A 22,841-nucleotide genomic window follows, 5' to 3' on the forward strand; every position below is an offset into this window, starting at 1 on the left:
GATAGGTGGTATCAGCCTGATGCTGGGGTTTTGAGCCTGGGCGCACTCGCCGATATGACTTAATTCCCTTTCCCAACTTACTTTTGCACGGCTCGTACACCCAGGCTGATTGATGAGCTAAACACAGACCTGAATTCTTACACTATATCCACTACAATCCGGTGAAACATAATTATGTTGAATCTCCCTATGATTGGGACACAAGTAGTGTTCACTGGTATTTGCAGGAAAGGGGGCGAGAGTGGTTGAGACAGTGTTGGGTTGGATTTCCTGTTCAAGATTATGGGAAAGAGTGGGATAAGTTTAGTTTGTAGTTTGTAGTAAGGGCTTTAGCCTATCAGCGCGTCAACGTAGGAACTAACAGTTGTATAATTTAACTGTGCAAGGTTAGAGTTGGTAGTAAGGGATGCGAGCCTATAAGCGCGTCCACGTAGGAACTAACCTCAACGTTATACCGGCGCTAAAGCGCAACTACAAGCGAAATGTAAACTTTATGTTAAAAAAGTAACGAAAACTACACGTTATTGGCAATTTAATCAAATCTCGTGAAATAATCGTAGTAAGGACAAATCGCACCGACTTTAATCTTTTCTAGAGCAAGGAGAGATTAAGCCGTTGTTTTGTTCATCGACAAGCGCGATCGCGCCTATATATAAGTTTTGCTTAATTTGAACCCAAAATTACTCAACTGGCGCTGGAGTCTGGACATTAGGGACTTGAATCGCCAAGCAAGCTGTGCTGGTGATTGGGTTTCCTGGTTCAATCCCAATCCCAGGGGGCGATTTGTCTTGCGATCAAATTCTCTCTAATTTTAGTTCAATCCCTTATCTTTATGAGGAACAATGGAATGTCTGATTCATTATTAGCTGATGCTGGCACCCGATTGCAAGCGGCGATGAAACATGTCTCGATTTCCGAAGATGCGATCGCACGCTTAAAGCATCCTAAAATGAGCCTGAGTGTGTCCATCCCGGTTCGCATGGATGATGGCTCATTAACCATGCTACAAGGATATCGAGTTCGATATGATGACACCAGGGGACCCGGAAAAGGCGGTGTACGCTATCATCCCAACGTTACTCTGGATGAAGTTCAATCCCTCGCCTTTTGGATGACATTTAAATGTGCGGTACTAAATTTACCGTTTGGTGGTGCGAAGGGGGGAGTCACGGTTAATCCCAAAGGCTTATCCAAACTGGAACTCGAACGCCTCAGTCGCGGCTACATTGACGCGATCGCCGATTTTATTGGACCGGATGTGGATATTCTCGCCCCTGATGTTTACACCAATGCCATGATTATGGGGTGGATGATGGATCAATATAGTATCATCCGGCGTCAAATTAGTCCCGCTGTCGTTACGGGTAAACCTATCACCATGGGTGGAAGCGTGGGGCGCGATGGCGCAACCGCTACGGGGGCTTACTTTGTGATTGAATCCATGGCACCTAAACTGGATTTGATTCCCCAATACACGACAATCGCGATTCAGGGATTTGGTAAAGCCGGGGCGGTATTGGCAGAATTGCTGGCGAAAGCGGGCTATAAAGTTGTTGCCATCAGTGATTCTCAAGGCGGAATTTATGCCAAAAAAGGCTTAGATATTCCCAGTATTCGCCAGTATAAAATGTCAAGTCAAAGTCTGCAAGCGGTTTACTGTCAAGACACGGTTTGTAATATTGTTGAACATGAACGGTTAACCAATGCCGAACTCTTAGCCTTAGATGTAGACATTCTGATTCCGGCGGCGTTGGAGAATCAAATTACCCATGAGAATGTTAACGATGTCCGCGCCCGCTATATTTTTGAAGTCGCCAATGGTCCGATTACTTCAGAGGCGGATAAGGTTTTAGACAGCAAAGGAATTCTTGTCTTTCCCGATATTCTGGTTAATGCCGGTGGGGTGACAGTGAGCTATTTTGAATGGGTACAAAACCGCAGTGGACTCTATTGGAAAATGGCAAAAGTGAATGAAAACCTGAAGCAGAAAATGGTGGAAGAAAGCCAATATATTTGGTCAATTGCCAAAGAGTTAGCGGTTTCCCTGCGAACCGCCGCTTATGTTCATGCGTTGAATCGCTTAGGGGAAGCCCTTAATGCTAAAGGAACCCGAGACTACTATGTCAATGGTCGCATTCCTGGCATGAATTCCCGGTAATTTATTCACGCGATCGCGAAGGCAGGGGTAGGGGCGGGTTTTACCAATAACGTTGTTAAACCTGAGGTACACAGACAGATACCCGACTTCTTGAAGAAGTCGGGTATCTTGCTTAGAGACTGTACCTCAGTTAATTTTGCATCAAGTTTAAGTTTTGCTCATCGTGGTCGTTTTGGTCTTTGCCAAGCTGCTGGGTTACTTCCTCCTCCAGATGAAGATGATGAAGAACCCGGATAATTTTCTTCTTGATCGTCCTTGATTACTTGTAAAGGCGTTGGTAACACTGGGCGCTCTTTATATTCATTTGTTCCCTTGCTATTGTTTCCTAACTTACCAATACAAGGTTGCTGCTTGCGCTCAATTTCCATATATCGACTTGAGTTTTCTGAAACACCAGTCCAGCGCAGCATTGCCAACAGAGTTTTAATTCGCGGTACATCCTGTAAACGCTCAAATTCTGGAGCGATGTGTTGACAAATGTAATGCTCAAAATTTCGCAAACATTGTTGTTTAGCCGCTTGAATATAATCAGCTTTGTAAGCGGCACTCGCCCATTTACCGTTGTGAAAAAGTTGATTATATTGCTTTTGATAGTTAGTTATTGAAAAGCAATTAATGTTAATTTTTATAGCTCCCATACCTAGAGGTTTACCCATACCTAATGACAGACGGTATTCATCATCATTGGCAAGATTGAGAAGCCAGAGTAAAGCGCCTAATTCAACGTCACTGAGATTTTCAAACCAAATAGTAAAGTCAAAAGATACATTTTCTTTAATCGGCTTAATATCAGTATACTGAGAAGGTGCTTTTTCAATTTCCTTTGTGTCCCCCTCTTCTATCTGGCTTTGTTTGACATTTCCTTGATGCCAATACAGCTTGTGACCGCGAATTGCAGTTTCGTTAGGTGAGCTGTCATAATGTTTTAGCTCTTCAGGTTTGTCACTAGTCTGTACTAAGTAGTGCTGAAACGTAGTAGGTTTTGGACTCGCTAAAATTTTTGGAGTAATTGCTTTGGTAGCATTAGTCGTTAGCCAGATATTTTGATCGGCAGTTTTTTTGCACTTGGCATCACTAACAAATGTTCGTCCGGCTTTAGTTTGTTCTTCTTTTTGTTTTTTGTCCTTAGCAAAGCCAAAGATGGCGTCAGTTATATCTAGCAAGGGTGAATTGTACGAGTAGTCAGACAAAGTTTTATACTCACAACTAGGAATAAATTCTTGAATTGACTTATGATAGGGTAAACGGAACATCATGGTATGTCCAAAAAATACTAATTTATCATCTTCCATCAAATAAAACACCGGATGCATATTTTTTAAAACACCCTCTTTATTTTCTAGAATTTCCTCTTTTTGTTTTTTAGTTATTTGCTCTTTGTAATCTTGAAGCATTGAGTCAGGAATTGGCATTGATTTTACCGAGTCATCAGGTAAGCCAATTACACACTCCATCTTTTTTTTAGGCATATCACCTGTTTTCACTAATACTCCCGATGACTTATCACGATGTCCCCAAGGTGGAGTTGCCTTGGCATAATACAGTTCTATAAAATCTCCTCTGTGAAGATGCCAGTTTATTGGATCAACATGAACAGTTACTTGACGCGCATTATGGATGTCATGCCAGCGTCGTTGTACTAACTGCTTAATTTGAGATTTTTCAATTCTTGCAAAAGATGCACCTTGTACCAGTTTTTTAGCTGGTTGAATAGCCCAGCCAGAACCCGCTGATACAATATAGCCAGCTTGCATTAAAAAAGAGTATCTTTTATCTCCTTCTTCTCGCAGGAGACGGTTGCGATAAGCTTCTTGTAATGAAGGATGAATAAAATCTCTGTAAATTAGTTTTTTATCGGCGACTTTATCAATTTTGCTGTAACTGATAATTTCAATTATTGTCCGAAGCATTCCTCGAATACTGCTACCGGGAATAGTCGGCAATAAATTTGCCGGATTTTCAAAGAACGAAGAAAGTCGATTACGCTTTTCTTCTTTTTCGGCATCCGTCAACTCATCGTCAGGTTTGCTGCCGAATTTAGCAAAATCAGTTGGTGTCATGCCACAGCGTATGTATAGTGGCGAAGATGTCGTGATTGTACAATCTATTTGACCCGTATGACGTTGAATTTTAATGGTATTTTCTTGACTAATTTTATGTTCCGAATAGTCGTGATAGCAATTTTTGTCAGGCAAAGGTTCTGCTGGAACGATTGTGTCAGGTAATTCCACAAAGTTATAAGGAGCAACAGCACGACGTTCATCTTGTACTTGGTCTATATGCTTAGGATTCATAGTTCAGTTTTCTTATGATTCAGTGAATTAACTTAATCTCTATTTATCCTCTAACTCTTGGTCAAAGCTAACACCTTCATACAGCAGGTCGATCGCACACTCAAACTCAATACTTTCTAAGGCGATCGCTTCCCCGGCTTCATCCTCATAATAAAGCCACATCTTACCTTCTCCTCTACGATAAACCTCAACTACTATTTCTTCTGAATCCACTAAGACGTATTCTTGCAAACTCTGAATCTGGCGATAATAATTGAGTTTTTTCGTGCGATCGTAATTGGCTGTACCTGGAGAAAGAACCTCAACAATAACTGTAGGCTGTTGAATAAAATCGCGAGATTTCAAATCATTAGGATCGCAACTGACAACTAAATCGGGATAGAAATAGCGACTATTTTTACGAGCCTGAACTTTCGCATCTGACACATTAACTCGACAGTCCCTCTGACGTATATGAGGATATAAAGTCCTGTAGAAGTTAAGGGCAATGTCATTATGAGGAAGAGTTCCCCCTGTCATAGCAAGAATTTCACCGTCAATATATTCATGGCGAAATTCTTGCTTGGCTTCCCATTCTAAGTATTCTTCAGCCGTCATTTTTTGATAGTGTTCACGAGTGGTAATCATGATTTGCTCCTTAATGCAATCTATTCTTATTTTAATGTGAGTTCAATGCCATTGAGACAAATACCCAAAATCTCAGTATTGCTATCAAACTATAAATCAACCAGACGACTCAGATAAATTCTTGCTACACCACTTTCGTCATAATCAATATAATGACGTACTTTTAAACGTAAGGGTCGAGAATCTTTACCTTTAAAACTCCCACTTAAAGGTACAGCGTGTTTTAAACCTTGAGAGCCATCTGACACTAAAGTAAATCCATTGGATTCCTTCTCGGCTTTAGTTCCCCAAAGAATTTGGTCTTCAGGTATATAGTCCTCTTCTGACAGATATTTATCCTCAATGGAACGTGCTTTCCAGTCGTATTGACCCACTTTCCAGAGCATCACTTCAGTATTTTTGCCAAAGATACGGCATTGTTGGAGGGTGCAAAGACGCAACTTAGTAAGCTGGGGAAACACGTCATCATCTCCAGATGTTACTAGCTGATAGTTTTGTTCCCTAAAGTGTCCCCAAATCACACCGTCTTCAGCATGAGCTAATAAGTATTGCAATTCATACTGCTTTGCCTTAGCTTGTAACCAATTGTACAAAGAGGGCGTATCGATAATATCTTGAGCATCCTCAATGAGTTTACAATCCGGTTTATTCATTAGCTTTCACCACCTCAGTTGGATAATTGACTAAATGTTGAACAAATTCTTCTAATCTGTCAGAGTCACTCACTTCAAGAGGTTGGTTTTCACCGACTTGAACAATTGTCCATTCCTCTTTCTGCTGTAATTTCTTTTCCTTATCCCATTTGTGCCAAGTCAATGTTGCGTCTTTTCCCTGTAATCTTCCTCGTCCAATACTACTTTCACCCCCAACAGGTAAATCACTTGTCCACAAATCTTTGAGTAATAGCAGAAGTAAGCCTATTTCATAATCTTTTGGGTTACGCAACTCTAGTTCAACAGTGACAATGGTTTTGTCACTACCAAATATTGGCTGTTCGCTGAACAAAGCACCGTGATAAGCACCACCTGTAAAACGGTCAATGGCAATGCGGTTTTGCACCAAGTCATCTTTATTTTCGATAACGCGTTCATGTACCACTAGGCGGCTGGCTTTTGCTTGTTTACTGTTTTCCTCGACAAAGCCGAATACATCATTGACAATTTTCTCAGACTTGTCCAAGGTATTAACAATACGCTCAGCACGATGGCGCAAAATGCCTGCTAGACTGGTTCCAGATAGCACAGGTTTGAGTTCACCGTCTCGATGCGATCGCAAATGCACCACATCAGGCGCACAACCCGTGGAGTCTTGACCTGAGCGAATTAGCAAGGGACTGGCGAGTTTAAAGGTAGCTTCGAGGAAGAAGCGATCACGCCTATCCGGTTGTGCGGGAGTGACTCCCAGTGCGGCTGCGATCGATTGGCTGGTGGTGGGTGGCTTGGCGTAAGGTTTTGACCAAGAACGATCAAGAGTCAACCAGGCGACGCGATCGCGATATTGTCTTAAATCAAATTCCCAAACTTGCCATTCGTCTACATGACAGCGACCAAAACCCCGCCGCTTTTTCATCCCGATGCTGATTTCATGATTTTCTAGACCTTGCAATGCCAAAGTAAAAGCATCAAGAAGGAGAAGTTTATTTGTATCTTGTTCAATTAGCAACTCAAAACACAGCGGAAATTCTGTTCCAGCAGCGAGAAATTCTAGATCGTATTTAGCTCCGTCATCGGCTGTACCCGTTTCACTTTTAATTTTGACTCCATCGCGCCGCTCAACCGTGGGAACTTCGTTACTAATTGAATCATAGACAATTAAAGGACTTTGATTGCCATTTTCATCTTGACGTTCCGCCCCAAATAAGTAACTTATTAAATTCGTTTGATTATTTGACAGTTCTTGTTTCTTTTCCTTGTATTCATCGCTGTTTGGGTATCCATATTGATACTCATGAATATAATTTCGCAATGCACCCGCAATCGATGCGCCAGTTAGGAGAGCTTTAGAGGTAATGCTATCTCGCAGGAGCATTAAGTCAGTCACTCCCTCAGTATCCCCATTCCCTAAACAAGTGGGTGTATCTAGCACCAGAGTCCCACGAACAATGATGCGTTCAATGAGATGGCGCTGATTCCGATTTAAACGCTCATTGCTCATTGGCTTTCTCCTTAATAGCATTTTTCGCGATCGCTATAATTAGTCGTAGAGTATATTCTATGGCTAGCCGCTGACTTAAACGTTTAGTCACTTCAGCAACATCGACTCGCAAATTGTGCGGACTACTCATCCATGATGTTGGTTTTCTTAACCATTCGTAAATTTTCTCGTCAAGGGGATCACCAGAGATTCTTGTTTGTTTGAACTTAGTTCGAGTGTTGGACGGTAGGTTACATAGTAACCTTAAAACAGGTAAGCGACTCCCTACCCTTAACCCTTCTATGGCTACAATTTCCAGTCTAGAAAGTTGGCTATTACTGATATCGCCTTTTGGAGTAAGAGGACTAACTTTTTTCTGAACTTGTTGCTCTAATTTTTGTCTTAATAGTCTCTCCGCCATGAGTGCCGCTATAGAACGGGAATCCTCCGACTTTAAGTAAAATTTAGTCGGTATTTGTTGAGCTGGTAAGTGAACGTTAAAAGATACCTCTTTATCCCAAGTAACAGTCCAATTAATAGCAATTCTCCCGAAACCATCGAGCCGTCGTTCTCCAATTCCTTGTTCCTCTAAACGTTGAATCTCACTAGCACTGATTTCGACATTTGCAAAAACAAAAACACTTCCAGCCGCTAAAGCAGGAACTTGAGGTAAGGGTAATCCCCATTTTCGGTTAAAGCCTCCAATTAAAGTGCTACTAGCATAAACTGGAATAGGGCAAGGTAGTTTTCTGGTGAGAATATGTTCAATTTCTTGCTTAACTAAATTGGCATCAGCGATAACTTGACCACATTTTTCATCTCTTAGAATTGTTTCACTCAGAAGTGTAATAATTAAATTATCTCCCTCACGTTTTTGAGATGAGGTGGCGATTTCATTCCAATCTGTAGGTACTTCATTAGCCAGAGTTTGGATATCGATAATCTTGGTGTGTCCGTATCCTGCACTCTGAGAACCTCCTAGCCATAAGTCTGGTTTTTCTTTCTCTTCAGCCTGTAACTTATCACTTCCTAGTAATTTCTCAAAAATTGCCCTATCCTTATCTTCCTGATACAGAATAACAGATTGAAAACGTTGTCCAGTATCTAATGCTTCATAACGAAATATCTCTCCTTCATCTGGAGTGCCTTTTCCTTTTTTACGGTTTCGCAGATTATGAACGTTAATCCGTCGCTTTTCTTTGTAAAGCGTTATCCTTCCATCTTCAGTTGTCCAAAAACAATCACCGACTGGTTGAGGACTCTCTGGAGAATTATCTTCATTTTTCCTAAGACTAAAGTCATAAACGGTAATTTTCCTGGTTTGATCATTAAGTTCATCATCTTTATTTTTAAACCAAGAACGAGGTACTGGTAGAGTTCGCTTACCGTCTTGACTTAACAGATAAGCATTCAAGTAGCGCGTACTAGCGTCATTAAAAAATAACCGCTTAACTTCAGAATTACTCAAATCAAGTTCTGAGAGGTGGTATTGCCTCATGTAACGACCTATTAATGCCCCCCGGATCATGCTTCCTGGAATATAGGAATAGGATACATCGCTGTTAGGATCACCTTGGAAAGAAGTTGCCAGAATGGGTTGTTGAGTTTTTAGGGTAATTTTCAGGGCTTTCATACCGCCTCCTTAGTTGTGCCGAAGTCACCTAAGTAACGTTCAGTAAGGTCATTTCCTTGAGCATCGCATAGAGTACATTGTATATAGCCTCGTCCTCGATTTCGACCACTTCCTAAGTGTCGAAGTGCCAGTGCGCCAACCGCTAAAAGTGATAACATCTCTTCTAACGGAATCAAAATTCCATCAACTTTTACTTGGTTAGTCTCAAAATATAACTTAGCCGTGAAATGTAGCTGACGTATGACCACTCGGAACGAACGTAAACTCCCTGGCTCAGGTGTTCCATTGGGATTCATTGCTGTCTGACGACGAATTGTAGTTAGAGACTCCAGCACTTCTGTTTTAGTTAGAATTCCATCCTGCACCTGATAAGCAACAGCTTCTCTAAGGTCATCTGGTAAGCAAGCATCTCCCAGATGAACTGCACCCATCGTTCCGAGGTGACTTCCAGGCGTTCCAAACACAGCACAAGCGACTTTTTGCCAATAGCACTGAGTATTATTATCACTTAAAACGGCGATCAAGTTGTCGCATTCTTCACTCAGTAACCCTTTGAGGGTACGCCCTCGCAAAAAAGGAAACCCATAGGCGTTGTGTTCTACTTCTTGGTCTACTAAACCCGCTACTCCATCTCCTCGTCCAAACGTTGTATCACTCAGTAATTGTATTTTCAGTTGATACCGATACATCTTTTTCTAATGACAAGTAAAATTCCATTGCTTCAATTGCATCGAAATAGCCACAAACTCGATTCAACCAACCCTCCCTTGCTAACCCACGACTTGGACGACTCGATTCTGGAAGGAAACGCGGCAACTGTGCGAGTCTGTAATTGATTATAAATTGCTTTGTCGCATCAATTCCTTCCCGTAAAACTTCCCGCAAGGCTAAAACTTTATTTTTGCTATCTTTCCAATCTTTGTCGCTGACAAAATCATTGATAACCTTAGTAAAACCTTCCCAGTTTTGCCATTCATCGCTGTATAGTTTTAGGCGAATAGGTCGCATACATAACTCACCATAAGCAACTTGATACTCCCGCTTGCGAATTTCCGAAACTGAACCACTTAAACCGCTACTTGCGATATGCCAGTCCAGAGCAGAAAATCCTTCGGGTTCGTATTGCTTCTGTGCTTTTACTAACCGCTTTGCTTCTCTGCATAAAGCTTCGCTGAGTTCATAAGCTCTAGCAAAAGGATAATGGGTTTTAACAATGCTAATTCCGGCACAGGCTTTAATAGACAGACCATCTGGCATTTGAGGTTTCTCTAACTCATTGAGATAAATAGATGCTAGTTCTAAACCCAAACGCCCATCGCAAACAAAGGTAACATCATCACCTCCATAGACTAGAGGGCGGAAGGGTAAATAGTTACCTTCAATTGCAAACTGACCTAGCTGACCTACTACTTTTTTAACGGTGTGGTTATTTTCAGTTAACTCTTGAATTGAATCAACTAATACCTCGATTACTTTGTTCAATGCTTGCTTACCTGCCTGATCGATACTTTCGGACAAGTGACCCATTGCTTCAACATAAGCACGATTAGCACGACTGGGATCTTCGGGATACTCTTCTGATTGCTTTTCCCCATATTTTCGGAATCGTTCTCCCATGCTATTACCATCTATATGAACTACAGCAGCATAGCTGTTTTCTTCTCTAGAACGTCCCATTTGGTCTGTTCTTAAGGGCAGTTCATATTTTTTAAATTTATCTAAACTATGACTTTCTTTATTCTCCAGCATTTTTTCAATCATTTCTTTTAGTTCATCATTGGCTCGATGAACAGCTTTGAGCTTTGCCGCAATTTCTGGTGAAATTAAATAAGGTTTGCTATCCTTCGGCATATCATAAATTGGATTGTCGCTAGTATCTACGGCTACTAACTGAGTTGAATGACAAACGGCTGTCACACCTAAACCCAGCAGTGGAGCAGAAGGAATACGTTTATATTTATGCTGTTCTAGCGCATTCTTCATCAAATCGTCAACGACTTCGTGGAGTTTATCTTTCTCCCAATTAAATCTTTGATGAGCAACGACTAGATTAATCCCTGGAGCCTCTTTCAAAACTCTCCTACTCAATTTTTTGGTAAACTCAATAGCATTATCATGGGATTTAAACAACACTATCATATTACCGCCACCCGCATAAACAATTTCAGCAATCCAGTTACTTTGTTCGATTGGATCTTGTTGATGCGCTTCGGGAACACCTAAATCTGGCTCTGCTAAAGTTTTTCTAACCCACTCATCAGTAGCTTGCTTGACTAGGTATGAAGCTCCTATATTTTCTCGAAGTTTGTTACTGCCAAAAATATAGGATTGAATTTTGGTTGTATTGAGTACAGTCACAGTATATTCTTTCATCGTGTCTCCCGATCTACTTGTTCAATCCATTTTTTAATTTGGGCTGAAATCCCTATAAGGTCTTCTCGTCCGAAAATTTCGATTTTATGGTCTTTTGTTGGGTCATCAGGTTTTGGATTTAAAACGTTGACAATCTCTGTCTTCAGTTTATTGACATGATTTTTATTAAGACAGCAAATTAAAGCAACTCTCGCTTCTGAACCTCCAAGTTGCTGCGCTCTGATGTACGCTTCAAAAAGCTTGGACTTGCACAATGTCAAAGTCCTATCTGTAGTGCAAGAGATGGCAAAAAGCTGATAACCTTTTATGAAGGCAACGTCAAATTGAAATTTTTGCTCCTTTGATTCATCAGGAGACATCCAAAAAGAAGTCGCGCTTTGCATTTTATCCTTATCCTTATCCTTATCCTTATCCTGACTTAACTTATCTGGAAGAATCTCCTGAACTTGCTGGAGTACGTAATGTTCTAACCATTCGCCATCTAGCCATTCACAAACGTGCTTTAGTTTTTTAAGTCCTTGTTCTTTAATTTTGTAAAGATTGAGTTGTCGTCCGGTTATTCCTAAATCGTTCAAAGCATTTTTTATTTGAGGACAAGAATCGAATCTTTCTAAACTTAAATTATAAACTTGTTTAAGGTCTTGCTCACCTTTCCAATTTTTTCCATCTTTTGTATCTGAGCGTAACACTTGATCACACCATTCTCGCCATTTAGCTGCTGCATCTTCTGACTGCTGATGAAATTCAGCAAATGCTTGAGCAGCTTTAGATAATTGGGGTTTATCAGTAGGAGAAGAAACCCATTTCCAACCATGTAACTCGAAAACTATTTTTAAATCAACTTGAAGTAACTCCGGTGTAACCTTGATGGCATCGCGTTCTCCTTCCTCATTATCAATACACATTTGTAGACGGCGTGCATCTAGATAACTAAACACAACATTTTTTCGCTTTGTATTTGTATATTGTTGTTGACTTTGATCACGCTGATCGTAAAATAAGGCTCTGTACGAGTGAACTGACATTGCCTTTGTCCCACCTGTATAGTTTAAACCTATACTGCCGTTAGAAATATAATCTAACTCTTCACGAATTTTCTCTTTAATCCTATAGGCGTCTGCTTCATCGTCGTTGATAGAGAGAAGTTGAATTTCTGAGTCACATAGATTAGGAGAGTCACTTTCAGATTGCAGAATATTTTTGAGACGTTTAGCTGCTTTTTCTGTCCAAGTTGTGTGAACGAGATATAAAGTTCTTTCATGATTTGAAGATTGTTTGTCGTTTAACAAGAGTCTGGCTGCTACATAATTAGGCAAGGGATTTTCTCCAATGAGCAAGAACAGATGATCGACTTTGTACTTATCCAACTCAGATGTGTTCATAGTGGCTAACCTGTGTATGACGTTGCTGCTGGGGTGAGATAAGCGATCGCTCTTCCTTAACACTCTAATCCAACTTATCTCCATGGGATTGAGAGGGGGAGGAGTCGAGGGCGCGATCGCCTCTGTACCCAAAATTATGCCATCCCTTCGGAAGCACCCCCTTCCGATACTTGATAGGCTATAAGCCACACTCGACAAAACCAAAACTGATGTCTGATCTATTCTTTCGCCATCCCCCCCAACCTCAACTCCTGCAACAGTTAGCCAAAGGACTTTTGCGACAAAATCACCATCTCACCCGGGCGGTGAGATTATGGGTTTGGCTGCGCTGGCTTTATGGGGATAAAGGATACGCAGCTTTACCCGACGGCTTTACCTACGCGGATTGGCGTCAAGCCTTCTTCAGCCCAACGCACCAGGATGAGAAACAAAACGATATTCTCCAGCACCATGAACCCAACTGCGCCTGCACGAAAACCACCAGAGAATGGCTCAAAGAACTGAATATAGCCATTGATGAATGGCAAGAATCCTTACAACAACACCTCTCAATTTCCGATTCTGACCTGAAAAAATTGCTCCAAGAACGGCTATTTGCTCAAGTTCGTAAATCCCTTCAGAGTGACTTAGACTTACTGGTTGATCTCAACTGGCTGCAACGAGTTCCTCACTCAACCGGGAGAAGCAAGAACTACCGCCGTGTCCAAGTCTTGCCCATTTCTCAGCAATCAGAAAACCGAATCTCCAACAGTAACCTGACACCTCAAGAGCAGATTTATTTGGCGGAAACCTTGGAAATGGTGAGTTTTCTCGACCCCACTATCCCGTTCTTAACCGAGCAAATCTCTCCCCATCCCCAGGAAGACACTCATCGCGTCTTTTTGTACGTTGATTACTTAGTCCCGGAATCCACCCAAAAACAAGACCAGGTGGATCAACTTCAGGGACAATTGCAGGAAATTTGGGACTCTGGACAAATCTCTCCCCTACTCATGACTTATCACAGCGCTCATTTGGGTTTAATCAAAGAATGCGTTGTCTATCCGGTTTGCATCTATTATATGGAACGGGCAAAATACTTATGTGCCTATGGCACCACTCCCAAAAGCGAAATCAATTGGCACAATTATCGCCTCGACCGAATTTGCTCAGAGCGGCTGATGCCATTGGATTGGACTGATCCCCGCGTCCCCCAGTTGTTGCAGGAGAAATATGAGAAGAACCAACTGCCAACACCCATAACGGTTCACACAAAACTCAAACAAGCGTGGGGGTTTGATTTCTATAAACCATCAGCCTTGATGGTACTACGGTTCAACCAAAAGTTTCACGATCACTATATCCGAGGTACGTTCCTGCATCACACCTTTGCTCCGATTAACTATCAGCAAGCCACCCGTTTCATCAAACAACATACGCCCAATCCCGAACACAGAACTACTCTGCTAGACATTCTTCAACATCGCTCTCCTGATGATGGCTACTACCAAGCCCAATACCGCGTTAATGATTATCACGTCATCCGCCGCTTACGGGCTTTGGGTGCAGAGGTAGAAATCCTACTACCTTGGGAATTGCGGGAACGAATCGCTCTCGATCTCCAAGAGACTGGGAACCACTATCGGCACAAAACTTTAACGCTGTAATCCTCAACTACCTCGTAAAATTACTGCTGGTTTTGCTGAAATCAGACGCCGGATGTTTCACCTCGTAAGCATTCAACTTATTATTCAGTTCTCGAATGCGGCGGGAGAGTAGGCGAATAATATTAATCGCAATTCCTGGCGTCTCATCAATAGCGTCATACAATTGCAGTTGAGTCAGCATCAGACATTCGCAGGTTTCCAGGGTTGTCACCGAAGCCGAACGCGGTTCAGCATCAAAAAGTGACATCTCGCCAAAACAAGCACCTTGCTTCAGATAAGCCAAATCGCGATCGCCAATGTGAACCCGCACGGAACCGGACACCACAATATACAGCGATCGCCCTTCTTCCCCTTGGGTAACAATCGTATGATCACTCGGAAATGATAGCTCATCCATAACCGAAGCAACGCGCACCAGAAAATCGTCCCGTAATTCCTGAAAAATAGGGACGCCCCTGACAAAAAGTAAACGCTCAACGCTGGTTAACATGGGGTTAGCGGGTAGCTGCTGGGGATTGGTGCTAAGTATAGCCGAACAAAGGTCTAGTTTACTTTATCCCACTTTGACTGATAATAGAGGAATTGGGGAACCATAAACACACCAATTTGCTTGATATCCCTGAAAATTAAGCCAATAAACCCTTTTCTGTCTGCTCCATCAGCTCACCAGACCAAATTCGTTACTCATCTGTTGAGCTACCGCCGCCACCAACCGATCGGAATCATGCTTGAGCATCGGTAGTAATTCGATACAAGAACGGGGCGATGCGGCTTTCAAATAGGTTAAAACCGCTTCTCGGACAAAACCCGTGGGATGACGCAGACAGACTAACGTTGCTGCTGGTGTCAAACTGATATGAGCCGCCCGTGCTAAATGGAAACAACAAGCCAGCGTCCAATCCGAGAGAAAATGACGAAACTCAATCAATCGTCGCAGGCGATCGCTGGGATTCATCGGTTGATAAGACACCAGTTCTTGCAAACATTCCAGCTTTTCGCCAAAGGAACGGCGATCAAACAGCGTTAAAAAGGCTTGCTTTTGGGGAATATCTATGGTATTGTCCAATATTTCCAGTCCCATCGCAATATTGGAGCGAGACTCAGATTCCAGATTAAAGGATGCCGCTTGAATTGCACCAACCGGATAAAGAAACTTCATCAGCAAAAAACAATTCTCCAGCAAATCCTTTTGCTGATCATTTAACGCCCGTCGCAGCAAATCTGCCTCCTGTCCACTGATCAGTTCTGGCTTCAAATCCACCAGAGCGGCATAAATCTGACCCAAAAACAGCAGTTCTTGCTCAATTAACGTCTCAATCCCACTCCGTCCCAACTGATCTAGCACCACATCGATTCCTTGCTCATTGGGAATTTTCAATAAGCTGCGGAGAATATTACGACGGCTGATCCCCCAACTCGTCATTAACTGTTGCACCAGATAGTTCAGGGTTTCGGGTGTGCCAATCTCCGCCAACGCCGTCCAAGCTTGTACCCGAACTAAATCCGGTTTATGGATATCTTCTGCCAACTCCAGCAGCAACGGAATGGCTTCATTCCCCAGACGCACCAACGCCATGCGAGCCGCTTCACGAGTCGATTTGTAATAAAGTCCTCGTACTAGCGATGGATAAGACTCTTCCAAATGAGTTGCCGCAATCACCTCTAATAAAGCGCAACGAACACGCAACGATTCATCTTTTAACAGATGAGGAATATAAACTCTCAAGGCTTGCAAATACTCTGCCTCTCCTAAGGCTCGTGTCCCCATAACTCGTTCTCGTTCCCGTTTTGAGTTCACCATTCGCCGCAGGATCTCTGTCGCTTCCGCCTTCTCTTGCGGGGTTCCCCGACGCAAGATAATCGCGGCGGCTGTGGCTCGCACCATCGGATCAACGGTTCCATGGAGATAAGGTTTAATCGTGTCAATGTCCAATTCCGGTTGAGTCAGCCAAACATAACGCAGCGCCAACGCCAACACTTCTGGCGGCGGTTTCTGCTCAATCAAGACTTGCACGTCCCGACAATAGGCGGGGTTGGGATACTCCAACATCGCCTCTAGACTCTGACACTGAAGCGCAATAGAAAGGCGAGGCAAAAGGGGAGCCAGTACCTCACCCACATTCGTGGGGTCAATCTGGGATAACAGTTGAATACAAGAGCGTTTATCCGCTTCCGTACCCGGTTGCTCTAAGGTTTCTATCACCGTTCGCTTGAACGCCTTTAAGTCAACATCAGAAAACCCTAAGCGCCCTTGTTCAGCGCTATCAACCAGCAAGGTAACGTAAGTCGAGCGCATCGACCAAGCACTCAGCAACCAGATTAGGGAGAAAAACACAATGGCAAGAATAAACATACCACTCTGCCATTGTTGAATTTGGGATTCCGGCTGTCCTGGAAATAGGTGATGCAACAGCCAAATCCCAGCGAGCATACTTATGCCCGTAACACCCGTGGTTATGGGTTCTGCAATTCCCTGTACTCGGGTTTGCAAGGCATTACGAATTCCTTCGGGTATCGGTTGAAACAAGAACGGTTCAATGCCAGCAATTAAGGTATAGCGCAGGAGTTCGTCAATAAACCGCAGAAAAATTAGACCGACGAATAATCCGGTCACGAATCCGGGAATGGTAATGACTGCACCCAATAGCTTAATCACCACATCCAGTAAACCACTCAATGTGATTAAGCCCATAATCGCTAAGGACGCAGGTAGCATCATCGCCGCGACAAAGACGCCCAGACGTTCCACAGCGCGACTGGATAGGAACCACTGAGAGGTGAGTTCAAATATGCCGACAATCCCACTGAATAACCCCAAAAACCCAGCAATATCTGAGGCTTCTAAATTTGCCTCTAATTGACCCAGATATTGGAACTCTACCAGCAGATACAGGGCTTCACCGAGAATAAAAAAGGCAAATAACGGCACAATATAGCGTTGTAGATGTCCGGTCGTGCGGCGAACCACAAATTTCTGGTCATCGTCTTCCCAATCCCTTGTGGGTAAGTTAGGAAAGGCTTGCTGGTAGCGTTGGGTTAAATAAAACAAAGTACCAGCGCCAACCATCATCATCAACGCCGCCACCACGAGAACGTTTTGAATTGTGCCGACAACCAACAGCAGCAGGGGTAAAGAAAAGCCGGAGATCACATCAGCCACTAAGAGTCCTGATGACACAATCGGATAGGTGCGCTTAATTTCCCGAATATTGAATAATTGATTCGCGGCAACTTGAGAGTTGAGATCATTGAGAACTTCGACCGCATCCATCCACAATCGCAACAGAAAAACGGTACCCAAGGCGATTAACCCGTTTAAATAGCTAAAGCCTAGGGTCAACCGTAAGATCAACAAGGGTACGCCCGTTAGGAAAGCGACTGTGACCAAGACACCCCTCATCGGTACCCGTTCTTGTAGCCAAGAGTATAAGACACCTAGTCCAGACACCATCAGGGAGCTGGCGATATAAATGACGGGTAACCACCTCGCACCATATTCGTCCAAGAACAGTGCTGTCGCACTATACTCAAACCAAAGCAGCCCAACTGAAGTAGCGGTGTAGAAGGCGAACATCAAAAAGGTGCGCTCGCCTTCTTCTGGACGAAGATTGACCCATTCTAGGATTCGCCGTACCCATTCATTTTGAATGCGAGTACGAGTTTGTAGTTTCATTTAGCAGTTTTTCCTTAGTCGTTAGTCCTGAGTCATTAGCTATAGTCCATAGCGGCTAACCCATGACTAATGACTAATGACCAATGAACCCAAGTCTTATTTTTTGGAAGAGAGTAGCATCATCATATTACGACCTTCCCGTTTGGGGGCTTGCTGCACTTCAGCAACGTCCTGTAAATCCGTTGCCATGCGCTTGAGCAAGTCTTCGGCTAAGTTGGCGTGCTGAATTTCTCGCCCCCGAAAGGTAATCGTGGCTTTAACTTTATCTCCTGATTTCAGAAAGCGCCTAGCGGCGTTGACACGCACCTGGTAGTCATGATCATCAATCTTATAGCGCATCTTGACTTCTTTAACGTCCGCCGTGTGTTGCTTCTTCCGGGCTTCGCGAGCTTTCTTCTCCTGTTCAAATTTGTATTTGCCGTAGTCCATGATGCGGCACACGGGCGGATCTGCCTTATCGCTAACCAAAACAAGATCCAATTCTTTTTCCTCAGCGATGCGTAAAGCCTCTTGAGGAGCAATGATTCCTAGCTGTGTGCCATCGGTATCAATCGCACGAATCTTAGGATAGCGGATTCTTTCGTTGATTTGGGGTAGATCGCGTTGGCGTCTTCTATCACTCACGGGTGTCTGCTTGAATTTCTAGTTGTTAAGGGTTGGATAAAAGTAAGCGGATTTTACTTGCCATTTTACTGACTCTGAGCCAGTTTCTGTCTATCTTTTTAAGGTAACTTCCAAATTGCCGGGGGATGGCAGAGAAACCCTCGCGAGAAAGGGAATATTTGAAGCGTTTGTTAGTCCTGATTTTTCCTGGGTTATCGGGCATCTGCTGTAGAGAGTACCCTGAAGAAACCACTACAATAATAGGTAAGGATTTGTAAACGTTTTTGAAGTTGAGGCATGGTGTGAATCCATCGGTATCGTGGCAGCAACGAGTCGGCAATCAACGAGACTGGGTTTGGCAAGGTTGGCAGACTCGTTATACTTATATTCGTCCACCGCAGTCTCACTCAACATTGACTCCTCCCGTTCTGCTGCTGCATGGATTTGGTACTTCTATCGGACATTGGCGTCATAACCTACCTGTACTGGGTCAGAACTACCCGGTTTATGCGCTAGATCTGTTGGGGTTTGGCAGTTCGCGTAAAGCTGGGACAACGTATACGATTGAGTTGTGGGTCAATCAAGTTTATGAATTCTGGCGAACCTTGATCCAACACCCCGTAGTCTTAGTGGGTAACTCAATCGGTTCACTGGTGGCTCTGAGCGCAGCCGCCACTCACCCGGAGATGGTTAAGGGACTTGCCTTGGTTAATTTGCCAGATTTTTCCCTGCGAGACGAGGCACTTCCGACTTGGCTGCGACCTGTGGTATCAACAGTTGAGGGTCTAGTCGCGTCTCCTGTGCTTCTCCAAAGTCTTTTTTATCTGCTGCGACGCCCATCAATTGTCCAGAAATGGGCAGGTCTAGCTTATGCTAACCCCAGGGCTATTGATGCAGAATTAGTAGATATTTTGACACAACCAGCTCGCGATCGCGGGGCGGCGGCTACATTTAGTGCGCTGTTTAAAGCGATGACCTCATCTAAATTTGGTCCTCCGGTCAAATCGGTTTTGCCAACATTGGATAGTCCTATACTGTTAATTTGGGGGCGTCAAGACCGGATGATTCCTTCCCAGTTAGCCCAGCAGTTTGCCGCTCTCAACCCGAATATCAAGTTGATCGAGTTGGATAATGCGGGTCATTGTCCTCATGATGAATGCCCAGAACAGTTTAATCAGATGTTACTCGATTGGTTAGCTGGGATTTAGTTAAGTAGATAGGCACAATAAAAGTTAATGGCTCTGATCGTCATTTGTCATTTGTCATTCGTCATTTGTTGATTGTTCATGGTTCATCGGTACTCCTCTTCCCCAGCTTCCCCAGCGCCCCCCGCTTCCCCAGCTCCCCCTGCTCCCTCTGCTCCCTCAGCTCCCCCAGCTCCCCCCGCTTCCCCAGCTCCCCCAGCTTCACCAGCTCCCCCAGCTCCCTCTGCTCCCCCCGCTCCCCCCGCTCCCCGCCTCCTGCACCTCTGGGTTAAGATCAAAGCGGAATGAGAAAAGTCTCCCGCTTGCATTGAACTATGAACAGCGCTAATTATACAGATACCTTAGACTGGACACCTGAAGCTAAGGCGAAACTCAAAAAAATACCGTATTTTGTGCGTACTCAAGCTCGACAACGGATTGAGCATTTAGCTCGTGAGGCTGATTTGGATGTCGTTACCGTAGATATTGTTGAGCAAGCTAGGATTGAGTTTGGTCAATAGGAACTAACGTTTACAAGCGGACGCAAGGAGAGCCGGTCATTCCCACAAGTTCATGACTTGTTGACAGGCGCGACACGTTAGAGTTGTCGCCGTAAAGGTTAGGACAGACTTATTACTTGTTAGAGTCCGCTAACTGTGGTTATTGCACCGATGCTCTAGAAAATCCCTAGATGTCTCAACTATTATATAGGCTTGTATTGCAGTTATTCTCATGCCATTGATAATCCTGGTTGTAGATGACAACCTAGGTACTCGTCTTTCTGTGAGCGATTACCTGGAAATGTCAGGCTATTCAGTTGTAACGGCAGAAGATGGTCAAGAGGCTCTGTCTCTGATTGACAAGTATCATCCTCACCTAATCGTCACCGATATCAATATGCCGAAATTGAATGGCTATGAACTTGTGCAACAAGTTCGGAAACGACCAGCTTTCCGCTTGTTACCTGTGGTTTTTTTAACGGAGCGCAGTAGTACTGAGGAGCGGATTAAGGGCTACCAGTTAGGATGTGACTTGTATTTGCCCAAACCCTTTGAAATGAAGGAATTGAGTGCTGTAATTCGGAATCTGCTGGAACGGTCTCAGATGATGCAAGCCGAATTGCGATTCTCTTCCACTGATACAGGACAATCACGCCCATCGCCGGAGACTCCGGATACTCTGCCAAAATCCGAATCAACTCCTCGTGCGATCGCCTCCCCCACCTCCCCATCCAATGTACTGCATCTGACTCAACGGGAACAACAGGTTTTAGACTTACTGACCACAGGGTTATCCAATAGCGAAATTGGGAACAAGCTACACCTGAGTCCTCGGACGATTGAAAAATACGTCAGCAGTCTCCTGAGAAAAACAGAAACCAGCAACCGTGCCGAAATTGTGCGTTTTGCCCTGGAAAATCATTTAGTGGATTGACTAATTTGCTTTGCTATGATATGTATTTTCGTTGGCTAATTCATGATGGAAATCGCAGTATGAGCGGAGTCGTTCATTTCTGTCAATCAGTTGACCGAAAAATAGGGGGAGGCAAGAGGGGGTGGAACGCAAGCCCCTATCATTTGAAAGCGGTTAAAAAGTACATCCAGGCTCAAAAAAACAAATAACAATGCTAGTCGCTTATACCTACAAGCTATCTCCTTCTCGCCAACAGGTGTTGGTCATGGACAATCACTTGGAGATGTTGCGACTCCAGTACAATTTCAGAATCAGAGAACGTACCGAGGCTTACGAGCAGGTATCTGCTCCAGTTCTGGGAAACTACTGCAATTTGAGAACCCAAGCAGAATGCTGTCCACTCACTTGCAGTGTCAGCAAGAATGCCTTGTATGGCGACCCTTGGACTCCTAAAGGGAAAAAGAGGGGTGCATTAGCTCAACAGGATGCAGACCTACCCAATCTGAAGCGGGAACGCCCTTGGTACAAGTCAATCCAGCACCACGTTCTCCAGCAGATGCTGAGGAGAGTTGAGAACGCTTTCCAGCGGTTCTTTAAGGGAGAAGGAGGATATCCAAAACCCAAGCGTAGAAGCAAGTATCGCTCATTCAGTTATCCACCGGGAGATGTGCGGTTTCAAGGGAATAAGGTGAGACTGCCAGGAATCGGCTGGTGCAGATTCTTTCAGTCTCGTTCGTTCCCAGATGGGTTTGCGACTCGGACGGTTACTCTCAGGAAGAAGGCGGACGGCTGGTACATCTGTGTCCAGCTAAGTGATCAAACAGTTCCTGAAACTCCAACACCTGATACTGCTCATACAGCAATCGGTGTGGATTTGGGGATTAAGAAACTCGCATCAGTTAGCACTGGAGACTTAATTGCCAATCCCCAGTTTGGGAAGAAGGGACAGCGCCGCCGTCAACTCCTATCTCGCAGGGCATCCCGGAAAAAGAAAGGTTCTGCCCGCCGTGGTAAAGCCTATTCAGCTCTAGCTCGACTAGAGCAACGAGTAGAACGACAACGAACAGACTACCACTGGAAGGTTGCCCACCAGTTAGTAGGTTCTGCCGACTGCATCATCTTTGAAGATCTCAATATCAAAGGAATGATGGCACGGTGCCAACCTAAACTAGACCCGGAAACCGGGAAGTACCTGAAAAACTTTCAGGCACAAAAGCGGGGATTAAACCGAGCTATAGCGGATGCAGCTTGGGGCGAATTGAAACAGAAGGTCAAAGTTGTGGCTGCCAAGTCAGGCGTTCTGGTTCATCAAATCAACCCCAAGCATACATCCCAGGAGTGTAGTTGCTGTGGTTATGTCAGTCCAGCCAATAGGGATAAGGAGAAATTCCTCTGCGAATCCTGTGGCTGGATAGCTGATGCGGACGTAGATGCAGCCGCTGTAATTAGACAACGAGGATTGTCGGAACTTGGAATCAATATTCCACTACCCGTAGTCCACGGGAAAGTTACGCTCAAGGAGCCTGTAAAAGACAGGGTACATCAGTTGGGTTGCTAACTGAGCCTGAGAACCCTCGAATGGAATGGGAACAACTCAGTCTATTTGAGTGGAGGGAGGAGTGAGTAATTACTCTTCAGAATCCCCCGCATTCCATGCGCGGGGAGTCTTCAACACATTGTCAACTGATCTAAGGCACAATAGTAGTAAGGGCTAGCTGGAGT

At 44.0% G+C, this 22,841-nt stretch carries 18 protein-coding genes and 1 pseudogene; 7 read left to right on the forward strand and 12 right to left on the reverse strand.

The window, feature by feature from the left end; all coding sequences use genetic code 11:
- Positions 1–137: 137 nt before the first annotated feature.
- Together RIC07_RS00595 and RIC07_RS00600 are read left to right on the forward strand one after the other, a co-directional pair.
- Positions 138–314 (forward strand): annotated as a pseudogene (locus RIC07_RS00595) (transposase); the annotation flags it as partial.
- A gap of 533 nt (positions 315–847) precedes the next feature.
- Complete coding sequence (locus RIC07_RS00600; protein WP_446392817.1) at positions 848–2,158, forward strand: Glu/Leu/Phe/Val family dehydrogenase; 1,311 nt, start codon at positions 848–850, stop codon at positions 2,156–2,158.
- Positions 2,159–2,316: 158 nt separating this feature from the next.
- Here RIC07_RS00600 and RIC07_RS00605 read toward each other — a convergent pair whose 3' ends face one another.
- From RIC07_RS00605 to RIC07_RS00640, 8 genes are all read right to left on the reverse strand, one after another.
- Positions 2,317–4,452 carry a TIGR03986 family type III CRISPR-associated RAMP protein gene (locus RIC07_RS00605; protein WP_446392818.1) on the reverse strand — a complete coding sequence of 712 codons (2,136 nt, stop codon included), beginning with the start codon at positions 4,450–4,452 and terminating at the stop codon, positions 2,317–2,319.
- A 39-nt stretch (positions 4,453–4,491) separates the two neighbouring features.
- Positions 4,492–5,079 carry a Uma2 family endonuclease gene (locus tag RIC07_RS00610; protein WP_446392819.1) on the reverse strand — a complete coding sequence of 196 codons (588 nt, stop codon included), beginning with the start codon at positions 5,077–5,079 and terminating at the stop codon, positions 4,492–4,494.
- Positions 5,080–5,168: 89 nt separating this feature from the next.
- Positions 5,169–5,732 carry a type III-D CRISPR-associated protein Csx19 gene (gene csx19, locus RIC07_RS00615; RefSeq protein ID WP_446392820.1) on the reverse strand — a complete coding sequence of 188 codons (564 nt, stop codon included), beginning with the start codon at positions 5,730–5,732 and terminating at the stop codon, positions 5,169–5,171.
- On the reverse strand, positions 5,725–7,233 hold the full coding sequence (locus tag RIC07_RS00620; RefSeq protein ID WP_446392821.1) for an RAMP superfamily CRISPR-associated protein: 1,509 nt from the start codon (positions 7,231–7,233) through the stop codon (positions 5,725–5,727). The genes csx19 and RIC07_RS00620 overlap by 8 nt, the downstream gene beginning before the upstream one ends.
- Positions 7,223–8,845, reverse strand: coding sequence for an RAMP superfamily CRISPR-associated protein (locus RIC07_RS00625; protein WP_446392822.1), 1,623 nt, complete (start codon positions 8,843–8,845; stop codon positions 7,223–7,225). The genes RIC07_RS00620 and RIC07_RS00625 overlap by 11 nt, the downstream gene beginning before the upstream one ends.
- Entirely contained in the window at positions 8,842–9,534 is a 693-nt protein-coding gene (locus tag RIC07_RS00630) for an RAMP superfamily CRISPR-associated protein (RefSeq protein ID WP_446392823.1), read from the reverse strand. The genes RIC07_RS00625 and RIC07_RS00630 overlap by 4 nt, the downstream gene beginning before the upstream one ends.
- A complete protein-coding gene (locus tag RIC07_RS00635) occupies positions 9,497–11,218 on the reverse strand; it encodes a Cas10/Cmr2 second palm domain-containing protein (protein WP_446392824.1) in 1,722 nt (573 codons plus the stop codon). Before RIC07_RS00635 ends, RIC07_RS00630 begins: the two co-directional genes overlap by 38 nt.
- Positions 11,215–12,600: a DUF1887 domain-containing protein gene (locus RIC07_RS00640; protein ID WP_446392825.1), complete on the reverse strand. Its 1,386-nt coding sequence runs from the start codon at positions 12,598–12,600 to the stop codon at positions 11,215–11,217. The genes RIC07_RS00635 and RIC07_RS00640 overlap by 4 nt, the downstream gene beginning before the upstream one ends.
- Before the next feature lie 209 nt (positions 12,601–12,809).
- Here RIC07_RS00640 and RIC07_RS00645 point away from each other — a divergent pair, with 209 nt between their 5' ends.
- Complete coding sequence (locus RIC07_RS00645; protein ID WP_446392826.1) at positions 12,810–14,246, forward strand: TIGR03985 family CRISPR-associated protein; 1,437 nt, start codon at positions 12,810–12,812, stop codon at positions 14,244–14,246.
- Positions 14,247–14,253: 7 nt separating this feature from the next.
- On the opposite strand, the gene RIC07_RS00650 is transcribed toward RIC07_RS00645, so the two are convergent.
- From RIC07_RS00650 to infC, 3 genes are all read right to left on the reverse strand, one after another.
- Positions 14,254–14,736, reverse strand: coding sequence for a Crp/Fnr family transcriptional regulator (locus tag RIC07_RS00650; RefSeq protein ID WP_006098974.1), 483 nt, complete (start codon positions 14,734–14,736; stop codon positions 14,254–14,256).
- A 168-nt stretch (positions 14,737–14,904) separates the two neighbouring features.
- Positions 14,905–17,919 (reverse strand): HEAT repeat domain-containing protein, encoded by a 3,015-nt coding sequence (locus RIC07_RS00655; RefSeq protein WP_446392827.1) that lies wholly within the window; start codon positions 17,917–17,919, stop codon positions 14,905–14,907.
- Positions 17,920–18,015: 96 nt separating this feature from the next.
- On the reverse strand, positions 18,016–18,543 hold the full coding sequence (infC, locus tag RIC07_RS00660) for a translation initiation factor IF-3 (protein ID WP_006098862.1): 528 nt from the start codon (positions 18,541–18,543) through the stop codon (positions 18,016–18,018).
- A gap of 281 nt (positions 18,544–18,824) precedes the next feature.
- On the opposite strand from infC, the gene RIC07_RS00665 reads away from it, so the two are divergent.
- Positions 18,825–19,730, forward strand: a complete 906-nt coding sequence (locus RIC07_RS00665; protein ID WP_446392828.1) for an alpha/beta fold hydrolase — start codon at positions 18,825–18,827, stop codon at positions 19,728–19,730.
- Between the two features lie 83 nt (positions 19,731–19,813).
- Here RIC07_RS00665 and RIC07_RS00670 read toward each other — a convergent pair whose 3' ends face one another.
- Positions 19,814–20,035, reverse strand: a complete 222-nt coding sequence (locus RIC07_RS00670; protein WP_446392829.1) for a hypothetical protein — start codon at positions 20,033–20,035, stop codon at positions 19,814–19,816.
- A gap of 6 nt (positions 20,036–20,041) precedes the next feature.
- Here RIC07_RS00670 and RIC07_RS00675 point away from each other — a divergent pair, with 6 nt between their 5' ends.
- The 3 genes from RIC07_RS00675 (at position 20,042) to RIC07_RS00685 (ending at position 22,677) form a co-directional block, all read left to right on the forward strand.
- The gene (locus RIC07_RS00675) at positions 20,042–20,227 is read left to right on the forward strand and encodes a PCP reductase family protein (protein ID WP_006099000.1); all 186 of its coding nucleotides are present in this window, start codon (positions 20,042–20,044) and stop codon (positions 20,225–20,227) included.
- A gap of 211 nt (positions 20,228–20,438) precedes the next feature.
- Positions 20,439–21,140, forward strand: coding sequence for a response regulator transcription factor (locus tag RIC07_RS00680; RefSeq protein WP_446392830.1), 702 nt, complete (start codon positions 20,439–20,441; stop codon positions 21,138–21,140).
- Between the two features lie 190 nt (positions 21,141–21,330).
- The gene (locus RIC07_RS00685) at positions 21,331–22,677 is read left to right on the forward strand and encodes an RNA-guided endonuclease InsQ/TnpB family protein (protein ID WP_446392831.1); all 1,347 of its coding nucleotides are present in this window, start codon (positions 21,331–21,333) and stop codon (positions 22,675–22,677) included.
- Positions 22,678–22,841: the final 164 nt, after the last annotated feature.

This window comes from Coleofasciculus sp. E1-EBD-02, assembly GCF_040218245.1.
GTDB lineage: Bacteria > Cyanobacteriota > Cyanobacteriia > Cyanobacteriales > Coleofasciculaceae > Coleofasciculus.

What these genes read in the sequence shown, in the direction of transcription:
- RIC07_RS00670 (WP_446392829.1), bottom strand. Translation starts at nt 20,035, where the DNA reads ATGCAAGCGGGAGACTTTTCTCATTCCGCTTTGATCTTAACCCAGAGG.
- RIC07_RS00625 (WP_446392822.1), bottom strand. Translation starts at nt 8,845, where the DNA reads ATGAAAGCCCTGAAAATTACCCTAAAAACTCAACAACCCATTCTGGCA.
- RIC07_RS00680 (WP_446392830.1), top strand. Translation starts at nt 20,439, where the DNA reads ATGCCATTGATAATCCTGGTTGTAGATGACAACCTAGGTACTCGTCTT.
- RIC07_RS00630 (WP_446392823.1), bottom strand. Translation starts at nt 9,534, where the DNA reads ATGTATCGGTATCAACTGAAAATACAATTACTGAGTGATACAACGTTT.
- RIC07_RS00610 (WP_446392819.1), bottom strand. Translation starts at nt 5,079, where the DNA reads ATGATTACCACTCGTGAACACTATCAAAAAATGACGGCTGAAGAATAC.
- RIC07_RS00620 (WP_446392821.1), bottom strand. Translation starts at nt 7,233, where the DNA reads ATGAGCAATGAGCGTTTAAATCGGAATCAGCGCCATCTCATTGAACGC.
- RIC07_RS00635 (WP_446392824.1), bottom strand. Translation starts at nt 11,218, where the DNA reads ATGAAAGAATATACTGTGACTGTACTCAATACAACCAAAATTCAATCC.
- RIC07_RS00640 (WP_446392825.1), bottom strand. Translation starts at nt 12,600, where the DNA reads ATGAACACATCTGAGTTGGATAAGTACAAAGTCGATCATCTGTTCTTG.
- RIC07_RS00650 (WP_006098974.1), bottom strand. Translation starts at nt 14,736, where the DNA reads ATGTTAACCAGCGTTGAGCGTTTACTTTTTGTCAGGGGCGTCCCTATT.
- csx19 (WP_446392820.1), bottom strand. Translation starts at nt 5,732, where the DNA reads ATGAATAAACCGGATTGTAAACTCATTGAGGATGCTCAAGATATTATC.
- RIC07_RS00675 (WP_006099000.1), top strand. Translation starts at nt 20,042, where the DNA reads ATGAACAGCGCTAATTATACAGATACCTTAGACTGGACACCTGAAGCT.
- RIC07_RS00605 (WP_446392818.1), bottom strand. Translation starts at nt 4,452, where the DNA reads ATGAATCCTAAGCATATAGACCAAGTACAAGATGAACGTCGTGCTGTT.
- RIC07_RS00685 (WP_446392831.1), top strand. Translation starts at nt 21,331, where the DNA reads ATGCTAGTCGCTTATACCTACAAGCTATCTCCTTCTCGCCAACAGGTG.
- RIC07_RS00600 (WP_446392817.1), top strand. Translation starts at nt 848, where the DNA reads ATGTCTGATTCATTATTAGCTGATGCTGGCACCCGATTGCAAGCGGCG.
- RIC07_RS00655 (WP_446392827.1), bottom strand. Translation starts at nt 17,919, where the DNA reads ATGAAACTACAAACTCGTACTCGCATTCAAAATGAATGGGTACGGCGA.
- RIC07_RS00645 (WP_446392826.1), top strand. Translation starts at nt 12,810, where the DNA reads ATGTCTGATCTATTCTTTCGCCATCCCCCCCAACCTCAACTCCTGCAA.